This window comes from Kitasatospora nipponensis (assembly GCF_039528135.1).
Taxonomy (GTDB): domain Bacteria; phylum Actinomycetota; class Actinomycetes; order Streptomycetales; family Streptomycetaceae; genus Kitasatospora; species Kitasatospora nipponensis.
The window spans coordinates 45,010-68,015 of record NZ_BAAALF010000006.1; the positions used below are offsets into that span (position 1 = coordinate 45,010).

Here is a 23,006-nt window from a genome sequence, read left to right on the forward strand (position 1 = left end):
ATGTGCGGGCCGCCGACCAGACCGCTGTCGACCGCCAGGAGTCGACCTGCAGGGAGCTGGCGCACGGGGTCGGTGTACGGATCGGCGCGCGCCAGGTGTACGTGGACAACAGGGCCGCGGCCTGGCTCGAAGAGCGGAGCAGGCCGGCCTGGACGGCCATGCTGCATGCCGCACGCTTGGCCGAGTTCGGGCGCCTGTTCCTCTACGCGCCGGACCGGCTGCGGGTTTTGGGTCGGAGCTTCTGCGAACTGCTGGACGTCGCTGACGAGTTCGGCATCCTTCTGCACGGGATCGGCGACGGCCGGGACCTCAACGACCCGGCCGAACGGCAACTGATCCGCGAAGAGATCGCCCGGGCCGGCCGATCGGTGTCCTCGGCCTCGCTCGCCGCACGCTCAGCACACGCGAAGGCGGCGGCGGACGGCAAACCGCATGGCGGCGGGCGCCGCCCCTACGGCTACGAGGCGACCACGTACCGGCTCATCGAGGCGGAAGCCGCCACCGTCCGGGAGATCTACCGCCGATTCCTCGACGGATGGTCGCTGCGCGCGATCGCTCTGGACCTCAACGGGCGCAGTGTGCCGACCGTCGGTGGCGGTAAGTGGTCCACCTCCGGTATCGCCCGGATTCTCGACGCGCCGCGCTACGCAGGGCTGTGCGTCTTCCGAGGCGAGGTCGCGCGCACCGAGGACGGCACCGGCTACCTGATGGGCGCCTGGGAGCCGTGCGTGAGCATCGCCCAGTAGGAGCAGGTGCGGGAACTGCGCCAGACCCTGGCCCAGGCTGCCGCCGCCGCGAGTCGGCCGCGCCAGTCGTACCCGCTCACCGGGCTGGTGCAGTGCACGGCATGCGGCCATCACATGGTCGGCGAGGTGATCGGCGACTACCGCACCTACGCCTGCGGGTCCAAGAGCGGTGCAGTGCAGGGCCGGTGCACACGGCACATCGCGGCCCAATCGCTGGAGGCGTTCGTCGAGGAGGCGGCGATTCGGATCCTGGAGGCCATTGGCCCTGGCGGACTGGCCGTGGCTCCTGTCGCTGTTCCCGGATTCGCGGCTCTCCCCGGTGATGGACCGAGCGACCGGGCGACCCAGTTGGCGATCGCGGTGCGCCCGGTCGACGCGTTGGACGGTGTGGTCACAGGACCCATGGCCCGGTTCGCCTGGCGCCGTCTCTCGCTCGAGCGCAAGGCCGCCGCACTGAGCGTGCTGTTTCGCGTCATCAGGATCGGCCCCTCGTCGACTGCTCGAAGTGTCTTCGACCCCACCCGCATCGACGCGGTGCCGCACCCCTTCCACGGCGCCGCCGAGCAGCGCTGAAGGGTCAGCGGGCACTGCGGAAGAATGGCGGAATCGGCACCAGGCGGATCAGGACCGGACCAGGCGGGCGATGGCCGCCGACGCCTCCTCGACCTTGGCCTTGGCTCCGTCGCCGCCCTGTTCTATCGCGGCGGTCACGCAGCAGTTGAGGTGCTCGTCGAGCAGGGCGAGCGAGAAGGACTTCAGCGCGCTGGTCGCTGCCGAGACCTGGGTGAGGACGTCGATGCAGTAGGTGTCCTCCTCCACCATCCGCTGCAATCCGCGGATCTGACCCTCGATCCGGCGCAGGCGCTTCAACACGTCGTCCTTGTGGCCGCTGTAGCTTGCCATCTCTGTTGTCCCTTCTGGCCGTTCGGATCGCCGAGGCAGCAGCCCGGTCGGTGCGACGCGACGCCGGTGCGCCCGCCGACTCACGTCGGACGGGCGCCCCGGCTCCTTCTCCCCGTCTACGCGGCGGCCTTAAAGCCGCGCAGCCGCAGGCTGTTACTGACGACGAAGACCGAGGAGAAGGCCATCGCGGCGCCGGCGATCATCGGGTTGAGCAGGCCCGCGGCTGCCAGCGGTAGCGCGGCGACGTTGTAGCCGAAGGCCCAGAACAGGTTGCCCTTGATGGTGCCCAGGGTCCGGCGGGAGAGCCGGATCGCGTCGGCCGCCACCCGCAGGTCGCCGCGCACCAGGGTCAGGTCGGCCGCCTCGATCGCAGCGTCCGTACCGGTGCCCATGGCCAGGCCCAGGTCGGCCTGGGCGAGTGCGGCCGCGTCGTTGACGCCGTCGCCGACCATCGCCACGCTGCGGCCCTCGGCCTGCAGGGCCTTGATGACGGCGACCTTGTCCTCGGGCATTACCTCGGCGATCACGTCCTCGGGGGCGATGCCGACCTCGCGGGCGACGCTCTCGGCCACAGCCAGGTTGTCGCCGGTCAGCAGCACCGGCCGCAGGCCCAGGGCGCGCAGTCGGGTGATCGCTTCGGCGCTGGTGGGCTTGACGGTGTCCGCGACAGCCAGCACCGCGCGGGCCGCGCCGTCCCAGCCGACCGCGATCGCCGTGTGGCCGGCGACCTCGGCAGCGGCCTTGGCCTCGGCGAGGGCGGAGTCCAGCGGCTGTGCCCAGTCGGCCAGCAGGCTCTCGCGGCCGGCCAGCACCGCGTGGCCGTCCACCACGCCCTGCACTCCACGGCCCGGGATGTTCTCGAAGCCCTCGACCGCCGACAGCTCGCCGAACCGCTCCAGGGCAGCTGCGGCGATCGCCTGGGCGATCGGGTGCTCGGAGGAATGCTCCAGCGCGCCGGCAAGACGCAGCGCCTCCTCCTCCGACACACCGTCAGCGGTGTGCACCGCGATCAGTCCCATCGTGCCGGTGGTGACGGTGCCGGTCTTGTCCAGCACGATGGTGTCCACCTTGCGGGTGGTCTCCAGCACCTCGGGGCCCTTGATCAGTATGCCCAGCTGGGCACCGCGCCCGGTTCCGACCATCAGCGCGGTCGGGGTCGCCAGGCCCAGCGCGCAGGGGCAGGCGATGATCAGCACAGCAACGGCGGCGGTGAAGGCCGCGGTGGCGCTGCCGCCCGCGAGCAACCAGCCCGCCAGGGTGCCAAGCGCGAGCAGGATGACGACGGGGACGAAGACCGCGGAGATGCGGTCGGCCAAGCGCTGGGCGGCGGCCTTGCCGTTCTGGGCGTCCTCGACCAGCTTCGCCATCCGGGCCAGCTGGGTGTCCGCCCCGACCCGGCTCGCCTCGACCACCAGGCGGCCGCCGGCGTTGAGCGTCGCGCCGGTGACGCTGTCGCCCGGGCCGACCTCGACCGGCACGGACTCACCTGTCAGCATCGAGGCGTCCACGGCCGAGTTGCCCACGACCACCACGCCGTCGGTGGCGATCTTCTCCCCGGGCCGGACCACGAACCGGTCCCCGACAGCCAGCTCGGCGACCGGGATGCGGACCTCACGTCCGCCACGCAGCACCGCGACGTCCTTGGCGCCCAAGTCCAGCAGGGCGTGCAGGGCCGCGCCGGCCCGCCGCTTGGAACGGACCTCCAGCCAGCGGCCGAGCAGGATGAACGCGGTGACCCCGGCCGCCGCCTCCAGGTAAAGCGTCGAGGAGGCGCTCGCCCGGTCGGTGGTGAAGTCGAAGCCGTGCTTCATCCCCGGCATGCCCGCATCCCCGAAGAACAGCGCCCACACCGACCAGCCGAACGCGGCCAACGTGCCCAGCGAGACCAGGGTGTCCATGGTCGCGGCGCCGTGCTTCAGGTTGGTCCAGGCGGCCTTGTGGAACGGCCACCCGCCGTAGGCCACCACCGGGGCGGCCAGCGTGAGGGAGAACCACTGCCAGTTGCGAAACTGCAGCGCGGGCACCATGGCCAGCAGGACGACCGGTACCGCCAGTGCCACCGATATCAGCAGCCGCTGCCGCAGTACGGCCAGACCCTCGCCCCCACTCTCCACTGCGCCGGCCCGGCCGGCCGCGTCCGGGTCGGCCGACTGCTCCTGGCGAACCGGCTCGGGGACCTGCGCGGTGTAGCCGGTGTTCTCCACCGTGGTGATCAGGTCCTCGACCTGGACACCCTCGTGGAAGGTGACCTTGGCCTTCTCGGTGGCGTAGTTGACCGTCGCCTCCACGCCGTCCATGCGGTTGAGCTTCTTCTCGATCCGAGCCGCGCAGGAGGCGCAGGTCATGCCGCCGATCGCGAGTTCGACTTCGGTGACGGGTGGAGCGGTGGTCATCATGCCTCCGTAGGTAGAGCCCGATGAGGAAGGTTTCGGGGGCGGGTACCGGCCCGGCCTCCGTTGGGTGGCCGGGCGGTCCGGCGGGTCAGGCGCGGCCGACCAGCTCGTAGCCGGCGTCGTCGACCGCGCCGCGGACGGCCGCGTCGTCGAGCGCATAGGTCGAGCCGACCGTGACCCGGCCGGTGGCGACGTCGACCTCGACGCCGGTAACGCCGTCGAGCGCGGTCACCGCCTTGGTCACGGCCTCCTTGCAGTGGCCACAGGTCATGCCCTGCACCTCGTAGACGGTGGTCAGGGCGGCGGAGCCGGCCTCCGGAGCCTGGGTGGTGGAGCAGGTGCCTTCAGTGCCGCAGCAGGACATCGCGGGTTCCTCCGATAACGAGTGACTCATACCCTCGGGGGGTAACTGGTTCCCCTGTATACCCCCCCGGGGTACTGTCTGCAAGTAGAGACCATCCGGGCGGCGACACGCGGGTGATCCGGGGAGGGCGACGGCCCACAGCGGTGCCCCAGAGTGGGTACGCGGCGGTGGCCGGCGCTACACGACGACGGAGGAAGCAGGACCGATGCACGCCATTCTTCACGCGCTGTCCATCACGGGATCGATGACCTGGGAGATCACCTGGGCCCTGATCCTCGGCTTCGCCCTGTCAGCCATTGTGCAGGCGGTCGTGCGCAGATCCACGATCGTGCGGCTGCTGGGCGACGACCGTCCCCGCACGCTGGCGGTGGCCTCCGCGCTGGGCATGGCGTCCTCGTCCTGCTCCTACGCCGCCGTCGCGCTCGCCCGCTCGCTCTTCCGCAAGGGCGCGAACTTCACCGCCGCGATGGCCTTCGAGATCGCCTCCACCAACCTGGTCGTCGAGCTCGGCGTGATCCTGGCACTGCTGATGGGCTGGCAGTTCACAGCGGCGGAGTTCGTCGGGGGGCCGATCATGATCGTGCTGCTCGCGGTCCTGTTCCGACTCTTCCTGCGGTCCAAGCTGCTGCGCGAGGCACGCGAGCAGGCCGAGCACGGGGTCGCCGGGTCGATGGAGGGCCACGCCGCGATGGACATGTCCGTCCAGCGCGAGGGCTCCTTCGGCCGCCGGCTGTTCTCGGGCGAAGGCTTCACCTCGGTCGCGCACGTCTTCGTCATGGAGTGGGCCGCGATCCTGCGCGACCTGGTGATCGGCCTGCTGGTGGCCGGGGCCATCGCCGCCTGGGTGCCGGACTCCTTCTGGCACTCCTTCTTCTTCGCCGGCCACCCGGTGGCGTCCAAGATCTGGGGCCCGATCATCGGTCCGATCGTCGCGGTGATCTCCTTCGTCTGCTCGATCGGCAACGTGCCGCTGGCAGTGGTGCTCTGGAAGGGCGGGATCAGCTTCGGCGGGGTGGTCTCCTTCATCTTCGCCGACCTGCTGATCCTGCCGATCCTCAACATCTACCGGAAGTACTACGGCCTTAAGATGGCCGCCTTCATCGCCGCGACCTTCTACGCCGCGATGGTCGTCGCCGGCTACGTGGTGGAGTTCGCCTTCGGCGGCCTCGGCCTGATCCCCGACCAGGCCGACGCCAAGATCCCGATGGAGGGCGTGACCTGGAACTACACCACCTGGCTCAACATCGCCTTCCTGCTGCTGACCGCCGCGCTGATCATCCGCTTCTGGCGCACCGGAGGCCCGGCGATGCTGCGCATGATGGGCGGATCACCCGACACCGCCCACACCGGACACGACCATCGCGCAGCGCCTGAACAGCACGCAGGGCACGACCAACACGACGGGCATGCGGGGCACGACCACGGCGCCGACACGGAGCAAGGCCCTGGGCATGCCACCCACCATCACACGGTTCATGGCCCAGCAGACGAGCCCGGGACCGGGGACACGCACCACCACTGATCCGTCGCGCCGAACCGCAGGGCCGCCGCGAGGACCTACCCGGAGCGCACCGGTGCCGACTCGTGATGGGCTGCGAGGCGGCCGGTGCACCGGATCGGAGATCGCCCGACGGCCGACTCCTATTCGAGATGCCCGTGCGTGGACATCGTACGGATGTCCGCCCGGTAGCCCGTGCGGGGCGGATTCGCTGAGATCTGTGCTCCGGTCGCGTCCGCGGTGGCAGGCTGGGCGGCATGTCGCTCGTCTCTGCGCTGATCTACCGGCGCCGCAGTGCCCTGGTGGGTCGGCTCGTCCAGGAGGTCCTGGCGCTGTACGGCGTGGAGGTCCCGGCTGCCGTCGAGATCGGACCCGGCCTGAAGGTGTTCCACCGCGGGTTCGGCACGGTGGTCCACCCGTTCACCACCATCGGCGCGAACGTGACGATCTACAACGGGGTAACACTGGGCCGGGCCGACCCGTGGGTTCCGCAGGAGGCGAGCGCCATGGAACGCATCGTCATCGAGGACGGCGTCTGCCTGTGCGCCGGGGCGAAGGTCGTCTGCAAGCAGGGTGTGCTGACGATCGGTCGGGGCACGGTGCTGGGGGCCAACGCTGTCCTGACCACCTCGACCGGACCCGACGAGATCTGGGCCGGCGTCCCCGCGCGCAGGATCGGGCACCGCATCCCCCTCTCCGAGGCGGGAGCCACGGCGTGACGCCGCCCTCCGTATCGGTCGCGCGCGTTCGTCGTGGAGTTGGCCGCGACCCGCGCGAGCTGGGGCCCACTGCAGCTCGGTGGCCGCTGGCTGCGGCCGGACGCCGCCGCCACCGTCACCGCCCTTGCCGCGCTGACCGGCAGCACGCCGATGCTGGTGACCGGCGACAACCCGCGCGCCGCCGCCCGCCTCGCGGCCGAGGTCGGCATCACCGATGTCCGCGCCGGGCTGCTGCCCCAGGACAAGCTCAAGGCCGTCCAGGAGCAGGAGAAGGCCGGGCGCAAGGTGCTGGTGATCGGCGACGGTGTCAACGACGCCCCCGCGCTGGCCGCCGCGCACACCGGCATCGCGATGGGCCGGGCCGGTTCGGACCTCGCCCTGGAGACCGCCGACGCCGTCGTCGTCCGCGACGAACTCGCCACCGTCCCGACCGTGGTGGCGCTGTCCCGGGCGGCCCGGAGGCTGGTGGTGCAGAACCTGGTGATCGCCTCGGTGTTCATCACCGGCCTGGTCGTCTGGGACCTGGTCGGCCACCTGCCGCTGCCGCTCGGCGTCCTGGGCCACGAGGGCTCCACCGTGATCGTCGGCCTCAACGGCCTGCGGCTGCTGCGCGAGGTCGCCTGGAAGCGGGCCGGCGCGGAAGGCGCCAAGTGAGCAAGCGCAAAAGCCGAGCCGCCTCCGCGACGAAGGCGGGGGCGGCCCCCTGCACGGTCACGGTCTGCCGCGGCTGCTGCTGCGGCACCCCCAAGGTCCCCGGCCTCGACCACCGCGCCCAGCTCACCGACCTGCGCGCGTCCCTGGCCGGCGTCGCCAACGTCCGACCCACGGACTGCCTGGACGCCTGCGAGCAGGCCAACGTCATCGTCGTCCAGCCATCCGCCGAGGGGCGCAGGGCCGGCGGTCGCCCCGTCTGGCTGGGTTTGGTCAACGACCCCGACGCGGCGGCGGACATCACCGCCTGGGTCAAGGCCGGCGGCCCCGGCCTGGTCGACCCGCCCGACATCCTCGACCTCTACGCCTTCGCCCCGTCCCGCCGCATACGACAGGCGCTGGACGACTGAACTCCCTGCTCTGAGAGCCGCCGTCGCATCGCGCGGCGGCGGCCCTTAGCACGTCGTGGCGGCGGCACCGCTGCCCGGGGCGAGCAGGACCGGGGACACCCGCAGCGCCTTCAGCCACTGACAGCAAGTCAGCCTCGGCGGCGGGCAGCCGGATCCTGGGCGGCGACGTGCCGGGCGACCGCGTCGACACCGGGGCGGGCGTACCGCTCCAGCGACCGGACGCAGGCGTGCCGGCAGTGGGCCAGCTGGGCCAGCAGCGTCGGCGTGCTGGTGCCGTTCTCCGCGTCGTGGGTGGGTGAGCACGCGGTGCCACCAGCGGTGCAACATCCAGCCCTGCGGGTCGGCCCGCTGGCCGGGCCGGGCGAGCGGGTTGGCCCACCTGCAGCCGCACGACTGAGGCTTGCGGCGCGGCCGGTCAGCCGCGAAGGGGGGCTGCAGTCCGGGTCGGCGGCGTGCCGGGGAGGCGGCCCGCACGGACAGATCTGCGGCGGAATGCACCATAGGGGCCGTTCACGGCCTCAGCGCCGCTCAGGAAGCCCTGCGGACGGGGCTGCCCGGAACTGCGGGGGAAGGGCCTGGTCGACGCGGGCCGCGGCCTCCGGCTCGCACCGGCCGAGATCCTGACGGGTGGCCAGGAGCAGCGACAGGGTCCGCCCGGTTTCGTCGTCGACGGGAAAGGTGGCGTTGGGGTATCGCTGGGCGAACGCGACGATCACCTGGGCGTCGTGCGCGAGTTCGGGCCGGGCCGTGGCTCCGGTCTGGGGTGCGCAGTGATCGGCGATGTCGTGCATCGCGTCGTGCACGCGCTGCACGTCGGCGGCCGGGGCGTGCTGAGCGGACCTGTCGCCTGGGGGATCGTGACCGTGGCGCTTTGGCCGCTTGTGCTGCTGGGGCCGTCCAGCAGGGCCGCGCCGCCGAGGCAGAAGAGCACGGCAGCTGCGGCCGACAGCAGCAGTAGCGCCGAGAGTGTCTTGGAGGTTGTCACGCCGTTGGCGTCCAGCTCGCGCCGGCATCGGTGCTGCGGAAGGTGCGGGCGCTCTGGCCCTCCAGCACGCCCGCGTACAGGGTGCGACCGCTCGCATCGTAGGTGAGCGCACTGGTGTCCTTGGGCAGGTCGATCGGCCGCCAGGTGGCGCCGCCGTCGGAGCTGGCCTGTGCGCCGTCCATGCCGACGGCGATGAGCTGCCGGGTGTCGCTCGGGTTCCATGCGACGGCCATCGCTCCCACCGGGCCGCCCAGCGACTTCCAGGTGAGTCCGCCATCGCTGCTGGTCGCCAGTGCGGCGGACAGGTCGGGGGTGATCAGCCGGGCGGGGTCCTTGGGATCGACCAGGATGGTGCCCATGAACGTGCGACCCGCCTGGGCGTTGCGCACCTGCCAACTGCGGCCGCCATCGGTGGACGCCATTAGCCCGGACTTCGGCGAGGCGAGATAGACCGTCGTTCCGGTGCCGCCCAGCGCGTGCACGTCGGCCACCGCACCGGCGCCGGTGGCCTTGGTGAACGTGGCCCCTGCGTCGGTGGACCGGTACAGCCCCGGGTGTCCGCCCACCAGTACCGCGTCCGGGGTCGAGGCCCACCCCATCGCGTCCGCACCGTGGAGCGAGGGGACCTGTTGCCACTGGTGGCCGCCGTCGTGGGAGACCGCGACGGCGGCGTGACCCCCGACGAAGAGCGCGTCCCCTACCGCCTGGACGGTGTGCAGGTCACCGCCCACCTCGGGAGCCGCAGCCGAGGATCCCGCGGTCGTAGCGGACGAGCCGCTGCCTCGGGTGGCGAAGAACGCCCCGCCTGCGGCAACCGCCACCACGGCGACGGCCGCACCCGCCCACCAGGTCCGGCGCCACGCCCGTGCCCGTTCCACCGCCGCGCGCCGCTCCTGGACTGCGTTGTCGTGGCTCCCGGTCGACGAGGACCGAGTGGTCTTGGCCATGGAAGGGCACTCCTTGGGACACCTGAGGGGCCGAGTGGTCGGCAAGATCGCGGCGAACCCCGCCAAGAGGCCGGCCCGAACGGCGGATCGCCGTCCCGCCAAGAATACTAATTGCCTTCGTAGATGGTGCGTGTGGGGCTGGTTGGGGCAGCCCCGCGGCGGTCCTCCCCAGCGCCGTCACCCAGCGGGCGGCGGCTCTATCGCCGAGCGCTACCGCCCCGTGAACCCAGCAGGACCTGACCGCCCAGGTACCGCTCCACGCCGCTGCGCCGACCGAGCGCCTCGGCTGTGACCCGAAGCCTCCTCGGCGGCGTGGAGCGTACTCGCCAGACCGTGGTCCGCACGGCGGGCGCCGAAGCGCCGTGCCGACGCGCCGCCTACCGAAGGACGCTACCCCCAGGGGGTACAGTGATCCGGGTGAGCATCCTGACCGTGGCCCCAGTGAGCCGCCGGTCCGTGCCCCAGCGGCCCGGACCGGGGCGGGCAGCTGCCCGGTCGATGCCCGTTCGCGCGGGGCTCACCCGCGGGGCGGCCGGACTACTCGTACTGTTCGTGGCGCTTCTTGGACTGCTCGCCCATCACTCGCTCAGTGCCGAGATGGCGATGCCCCCGAAGGCTGTCGGCATCGGGAGCATGGCCGCCATGGCGGCGCCGGTGGAACCGTCCGCCGACGCGGCGATGCCCATGGTGCACACCGCGCAGCCCGCGACCTTGGGCGTGGTCCTGCACGCGTCCATGGACGACTCGTCATCGTGCAGCGGGCACCAGCACTGCGTGGGCACCCCCCAGCAGAACAAGCCGTTGACCCCGCACCTGCCGGCAGGTGCCGCTCCCATCAACGCACCTCAACCGGCCTGCCTGTCGGCCTCACACGGATTCCCCTCCAGGTCGGGCGCGCCCCCGCCGGACCTGTCGAAACTGTCGGTCTCTCGCACCTAGGACCCGGCGGAGCGGGCCCCTCCCCGGACCCGCTCCGCCGCTCGGCCCGCCCTCGCGCGTTAGCGACGCGCCCTTGCGACGACGAGAGACAGTTCCCATGACGATGATCAACCGCCGCTCCGTCCTGCTGGCCGGACTCGGCCTGGCCGGCTCGGGAGCGCTGGCCGCCTGCTCCAGCAGCAACGCCTCCTCCAGTTCTCCTTCCCTGCTCAGCCCTTCCAGCAGCCCCATCGCCCAGGCCGAGAGCAAGCGCCGCAGCACGGGCCGGGAGAAGGCGGTGACGCTGACCGCCACCGCGGGATCCATGGACCTGGGCGGCAGGAGCGTCCAGACCTGGCTGTACGGCGACCTGCCGCAAGGCGGCCTGCGCCTGTCCGCCGGTGACACCCTGGTCGCCACGCTGAACAACCACCTGCCGGCCGCGACCTCGATCCACTGGCACGGACTGGCCTTGCGCAACGACATGGACGGCGTCCCGCCGGTCACCATGCGCCCGGTGCAGGCCGGCGCGAGCTTCACCTACCGCTTCGTGACCGAGCAGCCCGGCACCTACTGGTTCCACCCGCACACCGGGGTCCAGCTCGACCGCGCTCTCTACGGCCCGCTGATCGTCGAGGACCCGAAGGAGCCGCTCTCCTACGACGCCGAATGGGTCGTGGTCCTGGACGACTGGCTCGACGGCGTCACCGGCACCCCTGACCAGGTCCTGGCCGAGCTGCGCAAGGGCATGGGCGGCATGGACATGAGCGCCGCCCCGTCGTCGTCGAGCGCAATGGACATGAACGGCATGGGCGGCATGGACATGGGAGGCGGCGCGTCCCCCTCGCCGTCCGGCGGCACGGCCGGGATGTCGAACTTCATGCTGATGGGCGCCACCAGCAAGCTGCTGGGCGTCGACGCCGGGGACGTCAACTACCCCTACCACCTGGTGAACGGCCGGCTTGCCACCGCACCGGACGTCTACCAGGCCAAGCCCGGCACCCGGGTAAGGCTGCGGATCATCAACGCCGGCGGCGACACCGCCTACCGCCTGGCCCTCGGCGGCCACCGGATGACCATCACCCACACCGACGGCTACCCCGTGCAGCACGAGGACGTGGACGCGCTACTTCTGGGGATGGGAGAGCGCTACGACGTCCTCGTCACGCTGAAGGACGGCGTCTTCCCGCTGACCGCGCTGGCCGAGGGCAAGAACGCCGCCGGCATGGCACTGGTGCGCACCGGCTCCGGCGCCGCCCCCGCGCCCACCACCAGGCCCGTCGAGCTGGACGGCCGCCTCCTGCGCTCCACCGACCTGCGCGCCGACGACTCCGCCCAGCTGCGGGCGAAGAGGGTCGACCGGACGCACCGGATCGAGCTGACCGGCGGCATGGCCAAGTACGACTGGGCGCTGAACGGCAAGCCCTTCGACATGAACAACCCCACCGCCAACCCGTTCACGGTCAGCAGCGGCGAGCGGGTGCGCCTGCAGTTCGTCAACAAGACCACCATGTGGCACCCCATGCACCTGCACGGCCACACCTTCCAGGCCGGCGGCCAGGGCCCGCGCAAGGACACCGTCATCGTGCTGCCCGGCGCCACGGTCGAGTGCGACTTCGACGCCGACAACCCCGGCCAGTGGCTGACGCACTGCCACAACCTGTACCACGGCGAGACCGGGATGATGGGCCTGGTCGCCTACACCGGCTGAGCCACGCGGCACCGCCACCCACCAGCCCGCCCGAGAACAGGAAGGACGACCCGGCTGTGCGCACTGACGATCCGGCACGCAGTCGGCCGTGGACCCGGGCGGCGGCGATGTTGGCGGTGGTGCTCGGGCTGATCCTGATGCATGGCAATCCGGCTGCGGCAGCCGGCGGGTGCCACGGCACCATGTCCTCACCGGCCGTCACAGCCGGCACGACGATGCGTCAGGCTTCTGAGCCCGTAGCCGCGGTCCGCCCACGGGCGCCCCTCCTCTCACTGGGCTCGGCGACCTGGGAGTCGTCGTCGGCGATGGACGGGACCCTGTGTGTGTCCACGTCCGCGCGGGGCGGCCCTTTCCTCCCGCCCGCAGGTCTGCTCGCGGCACTCTTCGTGATCCTTCTGGCGGCTCCGGTTCTGCGGCTCGTGTCCGCAGCGGCGGGTGTCCGCCGCCGAGGTCCGCCGGTCGGCGGACGGGGCGTCCTGCTCCTGGTGTGCGTGATGCGGAACTGAGGAACGCCGCCGCGCCCTCGTTCCGGAGGGGCGGCGCCGTGTCCTGCCGATCCGCGCGTGATTCAGTCGCGCTCACCTTGAAGGAAGATCATTCATGTCTGCTTCCCGCCTGCCTGTCCGCCGCCGTACCGCCGCCGTGGCCGTGGTCACCGCTGCGCTCGCCCTGACGCTTGCGGCCTGCGGCTCCTCCGGCTCCCCCATGCCGGGGATGAGTGGTGGCTCGATGTCCCCCAGCTCCCCCTCGGTGAGCCCGTCGTCCTCGCCGAGTCCGATGCCGTCGATGAGTTCCTCGCCGACCAGCCCGATGCCCTCCATGAGCGGCATGGACATGAGCGGCATGCCCGGCATGCCCGGCATGCCGAGCAGCTCCGCTTCCGCCGGATGACAACGAGAGTCCGCTGAGAGCCGCTCGCGACGCACCCGCCACGATGGAGGGGCATCGCGAGCGGCTCGACCGCAGGACGAGGCGGCCCGGAGTTCCCGAAACGCGACAGTTCACCCGTAAGTAGTCAAAGAATTACAGAGAGGCACATTTCATCTACGATCACTGCCATGGGATCGTGTCAGGGACGGCAGCGGACGGCGCGCACGCTCGCCGCCGCCGTACTGGCCGTCCTGGCCCTGCTTACCGTGGGGCACGCACTGCTGTGCGCGCACTCTTCGGGCTCCGAGTTCCGACTGGCGGGACTGGCTGAGACATCCGCGGGGCCCGTCACTGATGTCTCGGGCGCGGGCTCCCATGCCGCCCCTGTCGACGGCCGCGCCTTCGCGGCTGGGTGCCACGAAGGCGGAGTCGAGTGCTGTGAGCCTGCCGACAGCCCGGCTGATCTTCGAGCCGCCGCGGGCGGCCCAGCCGTGCCGACGCTGATCGCGCTGGCCTGGCTCCTCGGCGCACTGCCCGGCTCCCGCCGTTCTCAACCCTCTGCTCTTCGCCGCACCGGACCGCCCGGCATGGTCGGCCCATGCGTCCTCTCCCTCACCTGCGTCAGTCGCACCTAAGCCGGCCCGCTGCCGACCCGGATTCCGGGCGGCAGCTCTCGGCCCGCCCTCTGCAAGCACATTGACGCTCGGCGCTCCCGCACAACGGGGCCCGGAAGGACGCACACTCATGAGCACCACCGTGCGCGGTTCCACCCGCGCCAACCCCTACCCCTCGCCCATCGCCCACGACCTGCCCCAACCTGCCGGAGCACCCCGCAACACCCCCTCCGAACTGGTCGGCAACACCCCCGTCCTTTGGATCGCGCAGCCGCTCAGCTCTGCCCCACGCGGGTTCTGGGCGAAGCTGGAGGGCGCCAACCCCGGGGGTATCAAGGACCGCCCCGCCCTGCACATGGTCGCCGCCGCCCGCAGCCGCGGCCAGCTCCTGCCCGGGGCGCCCATCGTGGAGTCCACCAGCGGCACGCTCGGCCTCGGCCTCGCCCTGGCGGGCGCCACCTACGGCCATCCGGTCGTCCTGATCACCGACCCGGGCATCGAGCCGCTGATGCTCCATCAGCTCCGGGCCCTGGGGGCCCGGGTCGAGACCGTGGCCGAGCCACACCCGCTCGGCGGCTGGCAGGAGGCACGCCGTACCCGCGTCCGAGAGCTACTCCACGACACGGCGAACGCCTGGAGCCCCGACCAGTACAACAACCCGGACAACGCGGCCGCTTACACCGGCCTCGCCCTGGAACTGGTCTTCCAGCTCGGCCGGATCGACACCCTCGTCGCAGCCGTCGGCACCGGCGGCCACTCGGCGGGAACCGCCCGCGCTCTGCGCAAGTTCTTCCCCGAACTGCGCCTGGTCGGCGTCGACTCCATCCACTCGACCATCTTCGGCCAGAGCGCCGGGCCGCGGCTGATGCGCGGGCTGGGCAGCAGCATCCACCCCGGCAACGTCGACCACGCGGCCTTCGACGAGGTGCACTGGGTCGCACCCCACGAGGCGGTGTGGACCTGCCGCCGCCTGGCCCGCCACCACTGCGCCAGCGGCGGCTGGAGTGTCGGCGCGGTCGCCCTGGTGGCCGGCTGGCTGGCCCAGACCCAACCGCCCGGCGAGCGGATCGCCGCGATCTTCCCCGACGGCATGCTCCGCTACTGGGACACCATCTACAGCGACGACTACTGCCGCTCCCACGACCTGCTCGAGCGACCCCCCGCGCGGGAACCCGACGAGATCGCTACCCCGGACGAGCGCACCGTCGAGCGGTGGACCCGCTGCACCCGCGTCACACCACCACCCGGATCCCGCGCGGGCCAACCCGTGACGACCAGCGCGACGGGGGCCCGCCGGTGAGCGCCGCGATGGCCGGTTTCCGGTCCTTCAGCGCACCGGTGCGCCTGCTGATGGTCCAGCAGTTCACCATCAACACCGCCTTCTACATGCTGATGCCCTACCTGGCCGCCCACCTCGCCGGCGGACTCGGCATGGCGGCCTGGGCGGTCGGGCTGGTGCTCGGCGTGCGCAACCTCAGCCAGCAGGGCATGTTCCTCGTCGGCGGCACGCTCGCCGACCGGCTCGGCTGCCGCCGCATGATCATCGCGGGATGCGTGCTGCGCACCGCCGGCTTCGCTCTGCTGGGCCTCGCCGACACCCTGCCCGCGCTGGTGGCCGCGTCGGCCGCCACGGGATTCGCCGGTGCGCTCTTCAACCCGGCCGTGCGGGCCTACCTGGCCGAGGCGGCCGGCGAGCGGCGGGTGGAGGCGTTCGCGCTGTTCAACGTCTTCTACCAGACAGGTATGTTCGCCGGGCCGCTGATCGGCCTGGCCCTGCTGGCCTGGGACTTCCAGGCCGTCTGCACGGTGGCGGCGCTGCTCTTCCTCGCGCTCACCGCGGTGCAGCTGCGGATGCTGCCCGACCTGCCCATCGTCCCCGCTGAGAAGACCGGGGCCCGCGGGGTGCTCGCCGACTGGCGCACCGTTGTCTCCAACCGGCCGTTCCTGCTCTTCTCCGCAGCCATGATCGGCTCCTACGTGCTGTCGTTCCAGGTGTACCTGGCGCTGCCCCTGGGGGCCGAGCACACCGCCCCCGGGCGCGGGGCCGCGGTCACCACCGTGCTGTTCGCCGTCTCGGCGGCCATCGCGGCGCTCGGCCAGGTGCGGATCACCGCGTGGGCCAGGAAGCGGTGGTCGCCGACCCGCTCCCTGGTCTACGGGCTGGCGGTGATGGCCGCAGCCTTCCTGCCACCGCTCACCGGGGACCACGTCCTGTCCCGCTCGGACACGCCGTCGCACTGGGTGCAGGCGGTGGGCCCGCTGATCGCCACCGCCGCGCTGATCGCCGTCGCCACCACGCTGGTGTACCCGTTCGAGATGGACACCATCGTCTCGCTGTCCGGCGGCCGGCTGGTAGCTACGCACTACGGGCTGTACAGCACCGTCACGGGCCTTGGGATCACTGTCGGCAACCTGGCGACCGGCGCACTCTGGGACGCCTGCGCAGCCGCCGGCCACCCGCGGCTGCCGTGGCTGGCGCTGACCGCCGTCGGCATCCTGTGCGCGGGCGCCGTCGCGCTGCTTGCCCGCTCCGGGGCCCTGGAAGGCAGCCGCCCCGAGGTCCTCGCAGCGGCCTGAAACACCGACACGAGCCGCGCACCTCGGGACGGCCTGTCAGCCCCCGGCCAGTGCCGGCTTCGGCGCCCCGACCGGCACAGGCGCGGTCAGCGGTTGACCGCGCTGACGGTGCCGGCCTGCCAGCGCTGTCCGTAGCGCGTGCGGCCGGGCGGCTTGTAGACCGACAGCGCCGTCGCCACCAGCAGGGCCAGCAGGGCGACACCGGCTTCAACCACCAGTTGGACCCGCAGGCCGTGCAGTTCCCCGCCCGACCACGTCGCTCCGGCGGCCGCACGAGCGATGGAGCCGATCGGCCCCATGTGCACCAGCAGCACGAGCGTGGACAGCACGGTGATCACGAGCTTGATCGCCACCCAGTAGTACCGCACCAGGCCCCAGGAGGTGCCGAGCGAGGACACCACGCCGGTGCCCAGCGAGGCGAAGCACAGCGGCACGATGACGAACCAGCCGACCAGCCCCATCACCAGGTAGGCGGAGCGCACCAGTTGGGCGTCCGTACTGGTCAGGCCGGCGACGGCGAGCGCCAGGAAGACGGCGACCGCGCCGACCCAGCCGACCGAGACCGTCACGTGCGCGGTGAGCGCCAGTTTGCGCACACGGGGCGTCATGGCCATCAGTGGCGCCCCGCCATGCCGCCCATGCTGCCGGCCAGGTGCACGATCAGGAACACCACGACCAGGACGCCGGCGGCGATCCCGAACGCGTTCACCCAGCGGGGCCGGGTGCCGACCGCGCTGCGGCCAGGGTCTCGACCGGTGCTCGTGCTGTCGCCATGGCCGGGCGAGGGGGGCAGGTCAGACATGTGCGTGTCCTCCGTCGCGTGCGGGTATCGGGAAGTGCATGGCGGCAGCTTTTGCGATACAGACTGTCTCTGTCAAGTCATGGTGTCACGACCCCGGCGCCCCGTATGCTGGGGTGGTGCCGAAGCTGTGGAACGAGACCATCGAGGCGCACCGCCACTCCGTGCGCGACGCGATCCTGGACGCAACGGCTGCCACGGTTGCGCGCGACGGGCTGCTCGCGGTCACGATGTCGCGCATCGCCCAGGAGACCGGCATCGGACGGGCGACCCTGTACAAGTACTTCCCGGACGTCGAAGCCATCCTGACCGCCTGGCACGAACGCCTGGTCACCGCGCACCTGCAGCAGCTCACCGCCGTCCGCGACGGGGCCACCGGAGCCGGCGAGCGGCTCGAAGCCGTGCTGACGGCGTACGCGCTCATCTCCCATGAGAGGCACGAAGGTCACGGGAGCGAACTCGCGGCGCTGCTCCACCAGGGCGAGCACATCGCTCGAGCACATCAGCAGCTCAGGGACCTCGTTCGCGAGCTGATCACCGACGGCGCGAAGGCCGGCGACCTGCGCGAGGACGTCGCACCGGACGAACTCGCGGCCTACTGCCTGCACGCCCTCTCGGCGGCCAGCAGCCTGCCCTCTGGCGCGGCGGTTCGACGACTGGTCGCGGTCACGCTGGCGGGGCTGCGCCCGCAGGCCACAGCCATCGAATCCTTCATCGGGCACGGTGGCGTCGCGCCCCAGGATCGGCACCGGCACGACCAGCACCATCGGCACAGCGCCCACTGAGTACTGGGTCGACGTCGAAGACACGCCGGTTGCCCGCTCCGCGTCGCCCGGCGCGACGCCGCCGCTCGGCAAGGACCACAGCCCGGTTGGTCGAACGACGGTAACGACAACACCCCGACGCCGAACGGGAACGCGATCCACGACCAGCGTCGGGCCGCGGCAGGCAGCAACATCGATGCGGCAAGCGGTGGCTCGGCATCCGACCCGTCCACCCGCTCCGCCTTGGGCTGCGGCCACCGCGACGAGCAAGCTGATAAACCGTCATCCCACCGAGGCGTCCGGCCGGAGCAGCGTCTGCGGCCGGACACCCCGGTGTTCGTTGGCTCGGAAGCCTTGTTCTGCGGCCGCAGCCGAGCGGAGGTGGGCGCGCCCGCTCAGGCGCCGGTCCGTACAGCGCAGGTGCCCGCGGGGGAGAGGACGAAGGTCGCGAGGGTCTGGCCTCCCGCCGTCACCGTCACTGCAGCGCCGCACACCTTCTCGAGCGGCCCCAGCCCGTCCTCCCCGCTGGAGGGGCAGGTGCCGGTACAGGTCCTGCTCCAGGCGAGGACCCGGTACCGCCCGCCAGGCAGCTGTCGGGTCAGGGCTATCGGCCGGTCCGGGTACCTGCTCTCGACCACCGCCTTCCCGTCGGCGGCTTCAACCCTCGTGTACCACAGGGTGCGTGGCAGCGCCGCGCCGTCCTGGGCGAGGGCGAGGGTGCCGCCCTCAGAGGGCTGCGACAGCGTCGCGGCCTGCTTCTGCGCGACGGGAGAGGCGCTGCTCCGCTCGGTCTGCGGTTGGCCGCCGCAGCCGGCGAGGAGCACGGCTGCGGCGGGCACCAGGAGGGCGAGTTTGTTCACTGCACCCAGTCGATCATCGTGACGACGTTACCGGTCTTGACCAGGCTCGTGTTCCGGCTGGACGAGGGCGCCGGGGTGGACGCGTCGTCGTGGCTGCCGTAGATGGTTGCCAGCTGGTCGTAGTCGTGCTGGTTGGGGTGCTGGCTGGGGCCGGGGTCGCTCGCGTACTCCATGCAGGTGCCGAGGTTGGGGGCGCTCGGGTCTGCGCTCTGGTGGCCGAGGCCGAAGGTGTGGCCGACCTCCTGGCACATCACCCGCTGCCGTTCTGCGGCGCTGGCGCCGGCCAGGTAGCTGTCGTTCATCTTGGCGCTGGCCTGGTTGATGTGCGTCCCGTCAGCGGTGTCGATCGAGGCGAGGCCCGACCAGCCGGTGTTGCCGTAGGCGTAGTTGCAGACCTGGACGGCGCCGAGCGGCATGGCGCAGTCGCTGCGGTTCGCGTCGTCGGCCGAGCCGGTGACGAGGGTGTTCTTGAGGTAGTCGCTCTGGTTCCAGTCGCTGTTGGCGCTGGTGAGGCTGTCGCTCCAGTCGGAGGTGACGCTGCTGGTGATGTTCAGCTGGACGGCGCCGGTGCGTGCCCAGTGGTAGTTGCCCCAGCTGTGGTCAGCCAGGGCCGGGCCGGTGCTCAGCGCGAGCAGCCCGCCGGCGGCGAGTACGGCAGCGCCTATTCGCGTGATCCTCATGGGATCGGGTCCTTCCGATGTGGGGATGTGGGGGCGTCAGGCGTCCGGTGGGTGCGAAAGCCTGACGAGTGCCTGGCAAATCACTGGGAAGAAGTGATTTCGGCAGGGCAGAACCTACGCGGTGTGATATGGGCACGACAAGCGCTTCGCGAAGAATTCTCCACCGAGCCGCGATCAGCAGGCGTGCTCCTCGGGGAAAGTGACGTACCGTCACATATGGTGGGAACGCAGCCTGGACTTCGCCGCACATCCCTGACCTGGAGGGAACCGCGCGCGAGTGGCTCTCGTCCAAGCGGCATGCCTACTGTCTCCGCGCGCCCGGCCATCGTCACGGCAGTCCTGGCCGCCGGACTCCTTCTGGGAGCTGCCGGGCCTGCTCAGGCCTCCTGCGTCTCGGCGACGCCACCACCGTCGCCGTACCGGTTCACCGGCACAGTGCTCTCAACCGCCGACCAGGGACGAGCGGCCCAGGTCAAAGCCGATGACGGGCGGACCGTCGAGGTCGACGGCTCACCCTCCTCAACGGGAGCCACCAGCGTGGACCGCACCTACAGCGTGGGCCTGCGCTACGAGTTCCACCCGCTCAACTCCTCGAGCCCCTACCACGACAATGCCTGCACGGCTACCCGGGTCGTGCAGGCGTCGGAGCAGGGCGGCCCTGCGCCCGCGGACGCCCGCACGGACGGCCTGGCCGTGGCCCATGCCGATCGCTCCAACGGGCATACGAAGCTGTGGACTTCAGCAGCGATCGGTGGCCTGGTGGTCGTCGCGCTGGCCGCCGTCGCGCTGGCCAGGCAACTCGGGAACTCCGACGCCGGCTGAACAACGTGCGGAAGCCTCCCACCGTCCACCGCTCACCGCCTGGGGGGCACCGGCCCGTGCTCGGGGCCCGCCCGGCGTGAACCGTGGTGGCCACCGGCGAGCTGGGACGCACCATCGCGCTCACCGCCGATGTCGCCTCGGTGACCCCGCAGCCCGGCCATGATGGCGTGCTGCACCTGGCCGGCACCTTCGACGCCGGCCACTCCACCCTGACCTGGGGCAACGCCAGCAAGGCGCTGGCGACCTGGGACTTCGAGGTCGAACTCGACTGACGCCGGCCGGCCGTGCGCAGGTGTTCAGCCGCGCCCGGTCGACCGCTCAGCGCGACGGGCGCGGACGGCCAGGTGGCCTTGCCGCAGGCCGACGCCCGCCCAGAGCACCGCGACGGCCAGCAGCCAGTGCGCCGGGACGGTCAGCGCGACGGCGCCCAGCAAGAGCGCGACCGCCAGATCGAGTGCGGCCGAGCGTGCGTCGCCCTTCCAGCTGTCCCGGCTGCGTGACGGCCACGGCGGGGATCTCATCGGCTGTCACCTCTCCTCGGTGTCCATCGCCCGGCACGGCAGCAGGGTTCGCCCCGCGAGGCCTGAGACCAAGCCCCTCGGGAGCAGATTACATCTGCTCCCGACATAATCGGCGGGTGAGCAGTCTCCCGGGGTCGAGACGTGAGCCGCTCCGGCCACGGCTGCGCCGCCGCGCGAACATCTCGCTCGCGCGGCGGCGATACCAGTCGACAGCGGTGGCCTGGGCCGGTCTATCTGCGCGGCTGTCAGCCGAGATTGCTGACGGCGGCCTTGACCTTGCCGCTGACGGCGGCGGGCATCGGGACGTAGCCCTTGCCGCCGATGGCCTGCTGGGCGCTGTCGGAGGCGATGTAGCCGAGGAAGGACTTCAGGGCGTCCAGAGTGTCAGGCTTGTTGCCCTTGTCGCAGGCGATCTCGTAGGTGACCAGGACGATCGGGTAGGCGTTCTCGGCCTTGGTGCCGTAGTCGAGCTGCAGGGCCAGGTCGCTGCCGGTGCCGACCACGGTGGAATTGGCCAGCGTGGTGGCGGCGTTGGCGGCGGTGGCCTCAACGGGCTTGGATGCGCCGGTGGCGATGGCGGCGCTCTTGAGGCTGTTCTGCTGGGCGTAGGACAGCTCGACGTAGCCGATCGAGTTCTTGACGGACTTGATCTGCGCGGAGACGCCCGCGCTGCCGTTGGCGGACTGGCCGCCCTTGCCCTTCCACGACTTGTCCGCGGCGGCTGCCCAGGCGCCACCGGAGGTCTTGGCGAGGTACGAGGTCAGGTTGAAGGTGGTGCCGGAGTCGTCCGAGCGGTGGAACGCCTGGATGTCGGTGGCCGGCAGGGTCACACCGGGGTTGAGCGCGGCGATGGCCGGGTCGTTCCACTTGGTGATCTGCGAGTCGAAGATCTTCGCGGTGGTCGGGCCGTCCAGGGTGAGCTTGTCCACGCCGTCGACGTTGAAGACGATCGAGACCAGGCCGGCGACCATCGGCAGGTCGATCGCCTGGCCGCCGGTGCAGGCGGCCTTGGAGGCGGTGATGTCGGCGGGCTTGAGGGCGAAGTCGGAGCCGGCGAAGGAGATCTTGCCCTGGGTGAACTGCTGGACCCCGGTGCCGGAGCCGCCGCCGGCGTAGTTGACGGTCGTGCCGGAGCAGGCGGTGCCGTAAGTGGTCTTCCACAGGTCCATGGCGGGGCCCTGCGCGGTCGAGCCGGCGGCCAGCAGCGGCGCCTGCTTGCTCGCGCAGGCGATCGCGGCCGGGGAACTCGCCGCAGCGCCGGACGAGCCGGTGCTGCTCGCGGTGGTGTTGTTGTCGGTGCCGCAGGCGGCGAGCGACAGCGAGCTGACGAGCGCCACGGCACCGATGGCGAGGGCCTTGGCGCGGCGGTTCCGCTGGATCATCACGAAGTCTTCCCTCTCGTGGGCCGCGTTCCGTGCCGCGCCGGTGCGCTCAGCCGGACAGGAAGGGCCTGGTACTGCCGGGCCCCGATGGCCGGCTGCTACGACAGACTGTAGAAGTTCGAGGTGAACGCGATTCTAGACGGCATGTGAACCATGAGTGAACCAGGTAGGGACACCAGGCGGAGCCCCGGAAGGGGTTAGGCAGGCAGGACCTGGGTGACCCGCCACAGCCGTCGGGGCAGCGCACCTTCCTCGAACGGCTGGACCTCGACCAGCTGCCAGCCGTCGGCGAGGGTCTCGACCAGGTCGCGGGAGAAGTAGTGCACACCGAACCCGCCGTGCTCCCAGATGTCGTCGCCCAGGTCGGTGCCGGCGCCGAAGTGGGCGTCGTCGGTGTGCCGGACGGTGTAGACGAAGGTGCCGCTCGGCCGCAGCACCCGCCGGACCTCGGCGACCACCGCCTGGATCTCCCGTGTGGACAGGGCCATGCACAGCAGCATGTGGGCGAAGACGGCATCCACGGACGCTCCCGGCAGGGGCAGCGCGGTGCGCACGTCGTGGACGGTGGTGGTCACGCGCTCCGCGAGGTCTGCGGCTTGCGCCGCCTCGCGCAGCTGGCCGAGTCCCACGGCGCTGAAGTCGGTTGCGCGGACGGTGAAGCCGCTGCGGGCCAGGAACAGCGCGTCGCGGCCGTGGCCGGCGCCGAGTTCCAGCACCTCGCGGGCGCCGGCCGCCCGGAAGACCTCGGCGGCGTGGCGAGCGGGCGTCGATGGCTCCTCGCCGTACATGCCCGGGTGGGCGGTGTAGGTGCGCTGCCAGTGCTCGCGCTGCGCCTGGGCGACTGCGTCCTGACGGTGGTCGGCCACGATCAG

At 71.5% G+C, this 23,006-nt stretch carries 26 protein-coding genes and 1 pseudogene; 13 read left to right on the plus strand and 14 right to left on the minus strand.

Annotated elements, in window-relative coordinates; all coding sequences use genetic code 11:
• Window positions 1-2 precede the first annotated feature (2 nt).
• Window positions 3-746 (plus strand): recombinase family protein, encoded by a 744-nt coding sequence (locus tag ABD323_RS03365; protein WP_344438887.1) that lies wholly within the window; start codon window positions 3-5, stop codon window positions 744-746.
• Window positions 747-752: 6 nt separating this feature from the next.
• Entirely contained in the window at window positions 753-1,319 is a 567-nt protein-coding gene (locus tag ABD323_RS03370; protein WP_344438890.1) for a recombinase zinc ribbon domain-containing protein, read from the plus strand.
• Window positions 1,320-1,367: 48 nt separating this feature from the next.
• On the opposite strand, the gene ABD323_RS03375 is transcribed toward ABD323_RS03370, so the two are convergent.
• The 3 genes from ABD323_RS03375 to ABD323_RS03385 form a co-directional block, all read right to left on the minus strand.
• The gene (locus tag ABD323_RS03375) at window positions 1,368-1,649 is read right to left on the minus strand and encodes a metal-sensitive transcriptional regulator (protein WP_344438892.1); all 282 of its coding nucleotides are present in this window, start codon (window positions 1,647-1,649) and stop codon (window positions 1,368-1,370) included.
• A 116-nt stretch (window positions 1,650-1,765) separates the two neighbouring features.
• Window positions 1,766-4,045 carry a heavy metal translocating P-type ATPase gene (locus ABD323_RS03380; protein ID WP_425555845.1) on the minus strand — a complete coding sequence of 760 codons (2,280 nt, stop codon included), beginning with the start codon at window positions 4,043-4,045 and terminating at the stop codon, window positions 1,766-1,768.
• Between the two features lie 85 nt (window positions 4,046-4,130).
• Window positions 4,131-4,436, minus strand: coding sequence for a heavy-metal-associated domain-containing protein (locus ABD323_RS03385; protein ID WP_344438895.1), 306 nt, complete (start codon window positions 4,434-4,436; stop codon window positions 4,131-4,133).
• Window positions 4,437-4,611: 175 nt separating this feature from the next.
• On the opposite strand from ABD323_RS03385, the gene ABD323_RS03390 reads away from it, so the two are divergent.
• The 4 genes and pseudogenes from ABD323_RS03390 (at window position 4,612) to ABD323_RS03405 (ending at window position 7,684) form a co-directional block, all read left to right on the plus strand.
• Window positions 4,612-5,928, plus strand: a complete 1,317-nt coding sequence (locus ABD323_RS03390) for a permease (protein ID WP_344438897.1) — start codon at window positions 4,612-4,614, stop codon at window positions 5,926-5,928.
• A gap of 233 nt (window positions 5,929-6,161) precedes the next feature.
• Window positions 6,162-6,623, plus strand: a complete 462-nt coding sequence (locus tag ABD323_RS03395) for a serine O-acetyltransferase (RefSeq protein ID WP_344438901.1) — start codon at window positions 6,162-6,164, stop codon at window positions 6,621-6,623.
• 90 nt (window positions 6,624-6,713) lie between these two features.
• Window positions 6,714-7,277, plus strand: a pseudogene (locus ABD323_RS03400) (HAD-IC family P-type ATPase); the annotation flags it as partial.
• Window positions 7,274-7,684, plus strand: coding sequence for a (2Fe-2S) ferredoxin domain-containing protein (locus ABD323_RS03405; RefSeq protein WP_344438903.1), 411 nt, complete (start codon window positions 7,274-7,276; stop codon window positions 7,682-7,684). The pseudogene ABD323_RS03400 and the gene ABD323_RS03405, both read left to right, overlap by 4 nt.
• A 518-nt stretch (window positions 7,685-8,202) precedes the next feature.
• Here the strand turns inward: ABD323_RS03405 and ABD323_RS03410 are convergent.
• The 3 genes from ABD323_RS03410 to ABD323_RS03420 all read right to left on the minus strand — a co-directional run bounded on the left by ABD323_RS03410 (window position 8,203) and on the right by ABD323_RS03420 (window position 10,353).
• Window positions 8,203-8,496, minus strand: coding sequence for a hypothetical protein (locus ABD323_RS03410; RefSeq protein WP_344438905.1), 294 nt, complete (start codon window positions 8,494-8,496; stop codon window positions 8,203-8,205).
• A gap of 169 nt (window positions 8,497-8,665) precedes the next feature.
• Window positions 8,666-9,616, minus strand: a complete 951-nt coding sequence (locus ABD323_RS03415; protein ID WP_344438908.1) for a WD40/YVTN/BNR-like repeat-containing protein — start codon at window positions 9,614-9,616, stop codon at window positions 8,666-8,668.
• Window positions 9,617-10,194: 578 nt separating this feature from the next.
• Entirely contained in the window at window positions 10,195-10,353 is a 159-nt protein-coding gene (locus ABD323_RS03420) for a hypothetical protein (RefSeq protein WP_344438910.1), read from the minus strand.
• A gap of 299 nt (window positions 10,354-10,652) precedes the next feature.
• Here ABD323_RS03420 and ABD323_RS03425 point away from each other — a divergent pair, with 299 nt between their 5' ends.
• Both ABD323_RS03425 and ABD323_RS03430 read left to right on the plus strand, forming a co-directional pair.
• Entirely contained in the window at window positions 10,653-12,245 is a 1,593-nt protein-coding gene (locus ABD323_RS03425; RefSeq protein ID WP_344438913.1) for a multicopper oxidase family protein, read from the plus strand.
• A 56-nt stretch (window positions 12,246-12,301) separates the two neighbouring features.
• Window positions 12,302-12,751, plus strand: a complete 450-nt coding sequence (locus ABD323_RS03430; RefSeq protein WP_344438916.1) for a hypothetical protein — start codon at window positions 12,302-12,304, stop codon at window positions 12,749-12,751.
• A 72-nt stretch (window positions 12,752-12,823) separates the two neighbouring features.
• Here ABD323_RS03430 and ABD323_RS03435 read toward each other — a convergent pair whose 3' ends face one another.
• The gene (locus tag ABD323_RS03435) at window positions 12,824-13,108 is read right to left on the minus strand and encodes a hypothetical protein (RefSeq protein ID WP_344438921.1); all 285 of its coding nucleotides are present in this window, start codon (window positions 13,106-13,108) and stop codon (window positions 12,824-12,826) included.
• Window positions 13,109-13,859: 751 nt separating this feature from the next.
• On the opposite strand from ABD323_RS03435, the gene ABD323_RS03440 reads away from it, so the two are divergent.
• Together ABD323_RS03440 and ABD323_RS03445 are read left to right on the plus strand one after the other, a co-directional pair.
• Window positions 13,860-15,029 carry a PLP-dependent cysteine synthase family protein gene (locus ABD323_RS03440; protein WP_344438923.1) on the plus strand — a complete coding sequence of 390 codons (1,170 nt, stop codon included), beginning with the start codon at window positions 13,860-13,862 and terminating at the stop codon, window positions 15,027-15,029.
• 8 nt (window positions 15,030-15,037) lie between these two features.
• Entirely contained in the window at window positions 15,038-16,306 is a 1,269-nt protein-coding gene (locus tag ABD323_RS03445) for an MFS transporter (RefSeq protein WP_344439024.1), read from the plus strand.
• A gap of 86 nt (window positions 16,307-16,392) precedes the next feature.
• Here ABD323_RS03445 and ABD323_RS03450 read toward each other — a convergent pair whose 3' ends face one another.
• Both ABD323_RS03450 and ABD323_RS03455 read right to left on the minus strand, forming a co-directional pair.
• A complete protein-coding gene (locus tag ABD323_RS03450; RefSeq protein WP_344438926.1) occupies window positions 16,393-16,914 on the minus strand; it encodes a hypothetical protein in 522 nt (173 codons plus the stop codon).
• Between the two features lie 5 nt (window positions 16,915-16,919).
• Window positions 16,920-17,108: a hypothetical protein gene (locus ABD323_RS03455; protein ID WP_344438928.1), complete on the minus strand. Its 189-nt coding sequence runs from the start codon at window positions 17,106-17,108 to the stop codon at window positions 16,920-16,922.
• A 116-nt stretch (window positions 17,109-17,224) separates the two neighbouring features.
• Between ABD323_RS03455 and ABD323_RS03460 the strand changes: the two genes are divergently transcribed.
• Complete coding sequence (locus tag ABD323_RS03460; protein ID WP_344438931.1) at window positions 17,225-17,890, plus strand: TetR/AcrR family transcriptional regulator; 666 nt, start codon at window positions 17,225-17,227, stop codon at window positions 17,888-17,890.
• Window positions 17,891-18,264: 374 nt separating this feature from the next.
• On the opposite strand, the gene ABD323_RS03465 is transcribed toward ABD323_RS03460, so the two are convergent.
• Together ABD323_RS03465 and ABD323_RS03470 are read right to left on the minus strand one after the other, a co-directional pair.
• Window positions 18,265-18,729 carry a hypothetical protein gene (locus tag ABD323_RS03465; protein WP_344438934.1) on the minus strand — a complete coding sequence of 155 codons (465 nt, stop codon included), beginning with the start codon at window positions 18,727-18,729 and terminating at the stop codon, window positions 18,265-18,267.
• A complete protein-coding gene (locus tag ABD323_RS03470) occupies window positions 18,726-19,409 on the minus strand; it encodes a hypothetical protein (RefSeq protein WP_344438936.1) in 684 nt (227 codons plus the stop codon). Before ABD323_RS03470 ends, ABD323_RS03465 begins: the two co-directional genes overlap by 4 nt.
• Window positions 19,410-19,946: 537 nt before the next feature.
• On the opposite strand from ABD323_RS03470, the gene ABD323_RS03475 reads away from it, so the two are divergent.
• Together ABD323_RS03475 and ABD323_RS03480 are read left to right on the plus strand one after the other, a co-directional pair.
• Entirely contained in the window at window positions 19,947-20,231 is a 285-nt protein-coding gene (locus ABD323_RS03475) for a hypothetical protein (protein ID WP_344438939.1), read from the plus strand.
• An 83-nt stretch (window positions 20,232-20,314) separates the two neighbouring features.
• On the plus strand, window positions 20,315-20,503 hold the full coding sequence (locus ABD323_RS03480) for a hypothetical protein (RefSeq protein ID WP_344438941.1): 189 nt from the start codon (window positions 20,315-20,317) through the stop codon (window positions 20,501-20,503).
• A 24-nt stretch (window positions 20,504-20,527) separates the two neighbouring features.
• Here ABD323_RS03480 and ABD323_RS03485 read toward each other — a convergent pair whose 3' ends face one another.
• The 3 genes from ABD323_RS03485 to ABD323_RS03495 form a co-directional block, all read right to left on the minus strand.
• Window positions 20,528-20,752, minus strand: coding sequence for a hypothetical protein (locus tag ABD323_RS03485; protein ID WP_344438943.1), 225 nt, complete (start codon window positions 20,750-20,752; stop codon window positions 20,528-20,530).
• Between the two features lie 245 nt (window positions 20,753-20,997).
• Window positions 20,998-22,134, minus strand: a complete 1,137-nt coding sequence (gene pstS / locus ABD323_RS03490) for a phosphate ABC transporter substrate-binding protein PstS (RefSeq protein ID WP_344438945.1) — start codon at window positions 22,132-22,134, stop codon at window positions 20,998-21,000.
• Window positions 22,135-22,331: 197 nt separating this feature from the next.
• Window positions 22,332-23,000: a class I SAM-dependent methyltransferase gene (locus ABD323_RS03495; RefSeq protein ID WP_344438947.1), complete on the minus strand. Its 669-nt coding sequence runs from the start codon at window positions 22,998-23,000 to the stop codon at window positions 22,332-22,334.
• Between the last annotated feature and the right edge of the window lie 6 nt (window positions 23,001-23,006).

Excerpts from the sequence above, each read along its gene's own strand:
- pstS (WP_344438945.1), bottom strand. The coding sequence starts at position 22,134 with ATGATCCAGCGGAACCGCCGCGCCAAGGCCCTCGCCATCGGTGCCGTG.
- ABD323_RS03440 (WP_344438923.1), top strand. The coding sequence starts at position 13,860 with ATGAGCACCACCGTGCGCGGTTCCACCCGCGCCAACCCCTACCCCTCG.
- ABD323_RS03445 (WP_344439024.1), top strand. The coding sequence starts at position 15,038 with ATGGCCGGTTTCCGGTCCTTCAGCGCACCGGTGCGCCTGCTGATGGTC.
- ABD323_RS03450 (WP_344438926.1), bottom strand. The coding sequence starts at position 16,914 with ATGACGCCCCGTGTGCGCAAACTGGCGCTCACCGCGCACGTGACGGTC.
- ABD323_RS03435 (WP_344438921.1), bottom strand. The coding sequence starts at position 13,108 with ATGCCGGGCATGCCGGGCATGCCGCTCATGTCCATGCCGCTCATGGAG.
- ABD323_RS03415 (WP_344438908.1), bottom strand. The coding sequence starts at position 9,616 with ATGGCCAAGACCACTCGGTCCTCGTCGACCGGGAGCCACGACAACGCA.
- ABD323_RS03395 (WP_344438901.1), top strand. The coding sequence starts at position 6,162 with ATGTCGCTCGTCTCTGCGCTGATCTACCGGCGCCGCAGTGCCCTGGTG.
- ABD323_RS03390 (WP_344438897.1), top strand. The coding sequence starts at position 4,612 with ATGCACGCCATTCTTCACGCGCTGTCCATCACGGGATCGATGACCTGG.
- ABD323_RS03485 (WP_344438943.1), bottom strand. The coding sequence starts at position 20,752 with ATGAGATCCCCGCCGTGGCCGTCACGCAGCCGGGACAGCTGGAAGGGC.
- ABD323_RS03380 (WP_425555845.1), bottom strand. The coding sequence starts at position 4,045 with ATGATGACCACCGCTCCACCCGTCACCGAAGTCGAACTCGCGATCGGC.
- ABD323_RS03470 (WP_344438936.1), bottom strand. The coding sequence starts at position 19,409 with ATGAGGATCACGCGAATAGGCGCTGCCGTACTCGCCGCCGGCGGGCTG.
- ABD323_RS03375 (WP_344438892.1), bottom strand. The coding sequence starts at position 1,649 with ATGGCAAGCTACAGCGGCCACAAGGACGACGTGTTGAAGCGCCTGCGC.
- ABD323_RS03455 (WP_344438928.1), bottom strand. The coding sequence starts at position 17,108 with ATGTCTGACCTGCCCCCCTCGCCCGGCCATGGCGACAGCACGAGCACC.
- ABD323_RS03425 (WP_344438913.1), top strand. The coding sequence starts at position 10,653 with ATGACGATGATCAACCGCCGCTCCGTCCTGCTGGCCGGACTCGGCCTG.
- ABD323_RS03420 (WP_344438910.1), bottom strand. The coding sequence starts at position 10,353 with ATGGACGCGTGCAGGACCACGCCCAAGGTCGCGGGCTGCGCGGTGTGC.
- ABD323_RS03385 (WP_344438895.1), bottom strand. The coding sequence starts at position 4,436 with ATGAGTCACTCGTTATCGGAGGAACCCGCGATGTCCTGCTGCGGCACT.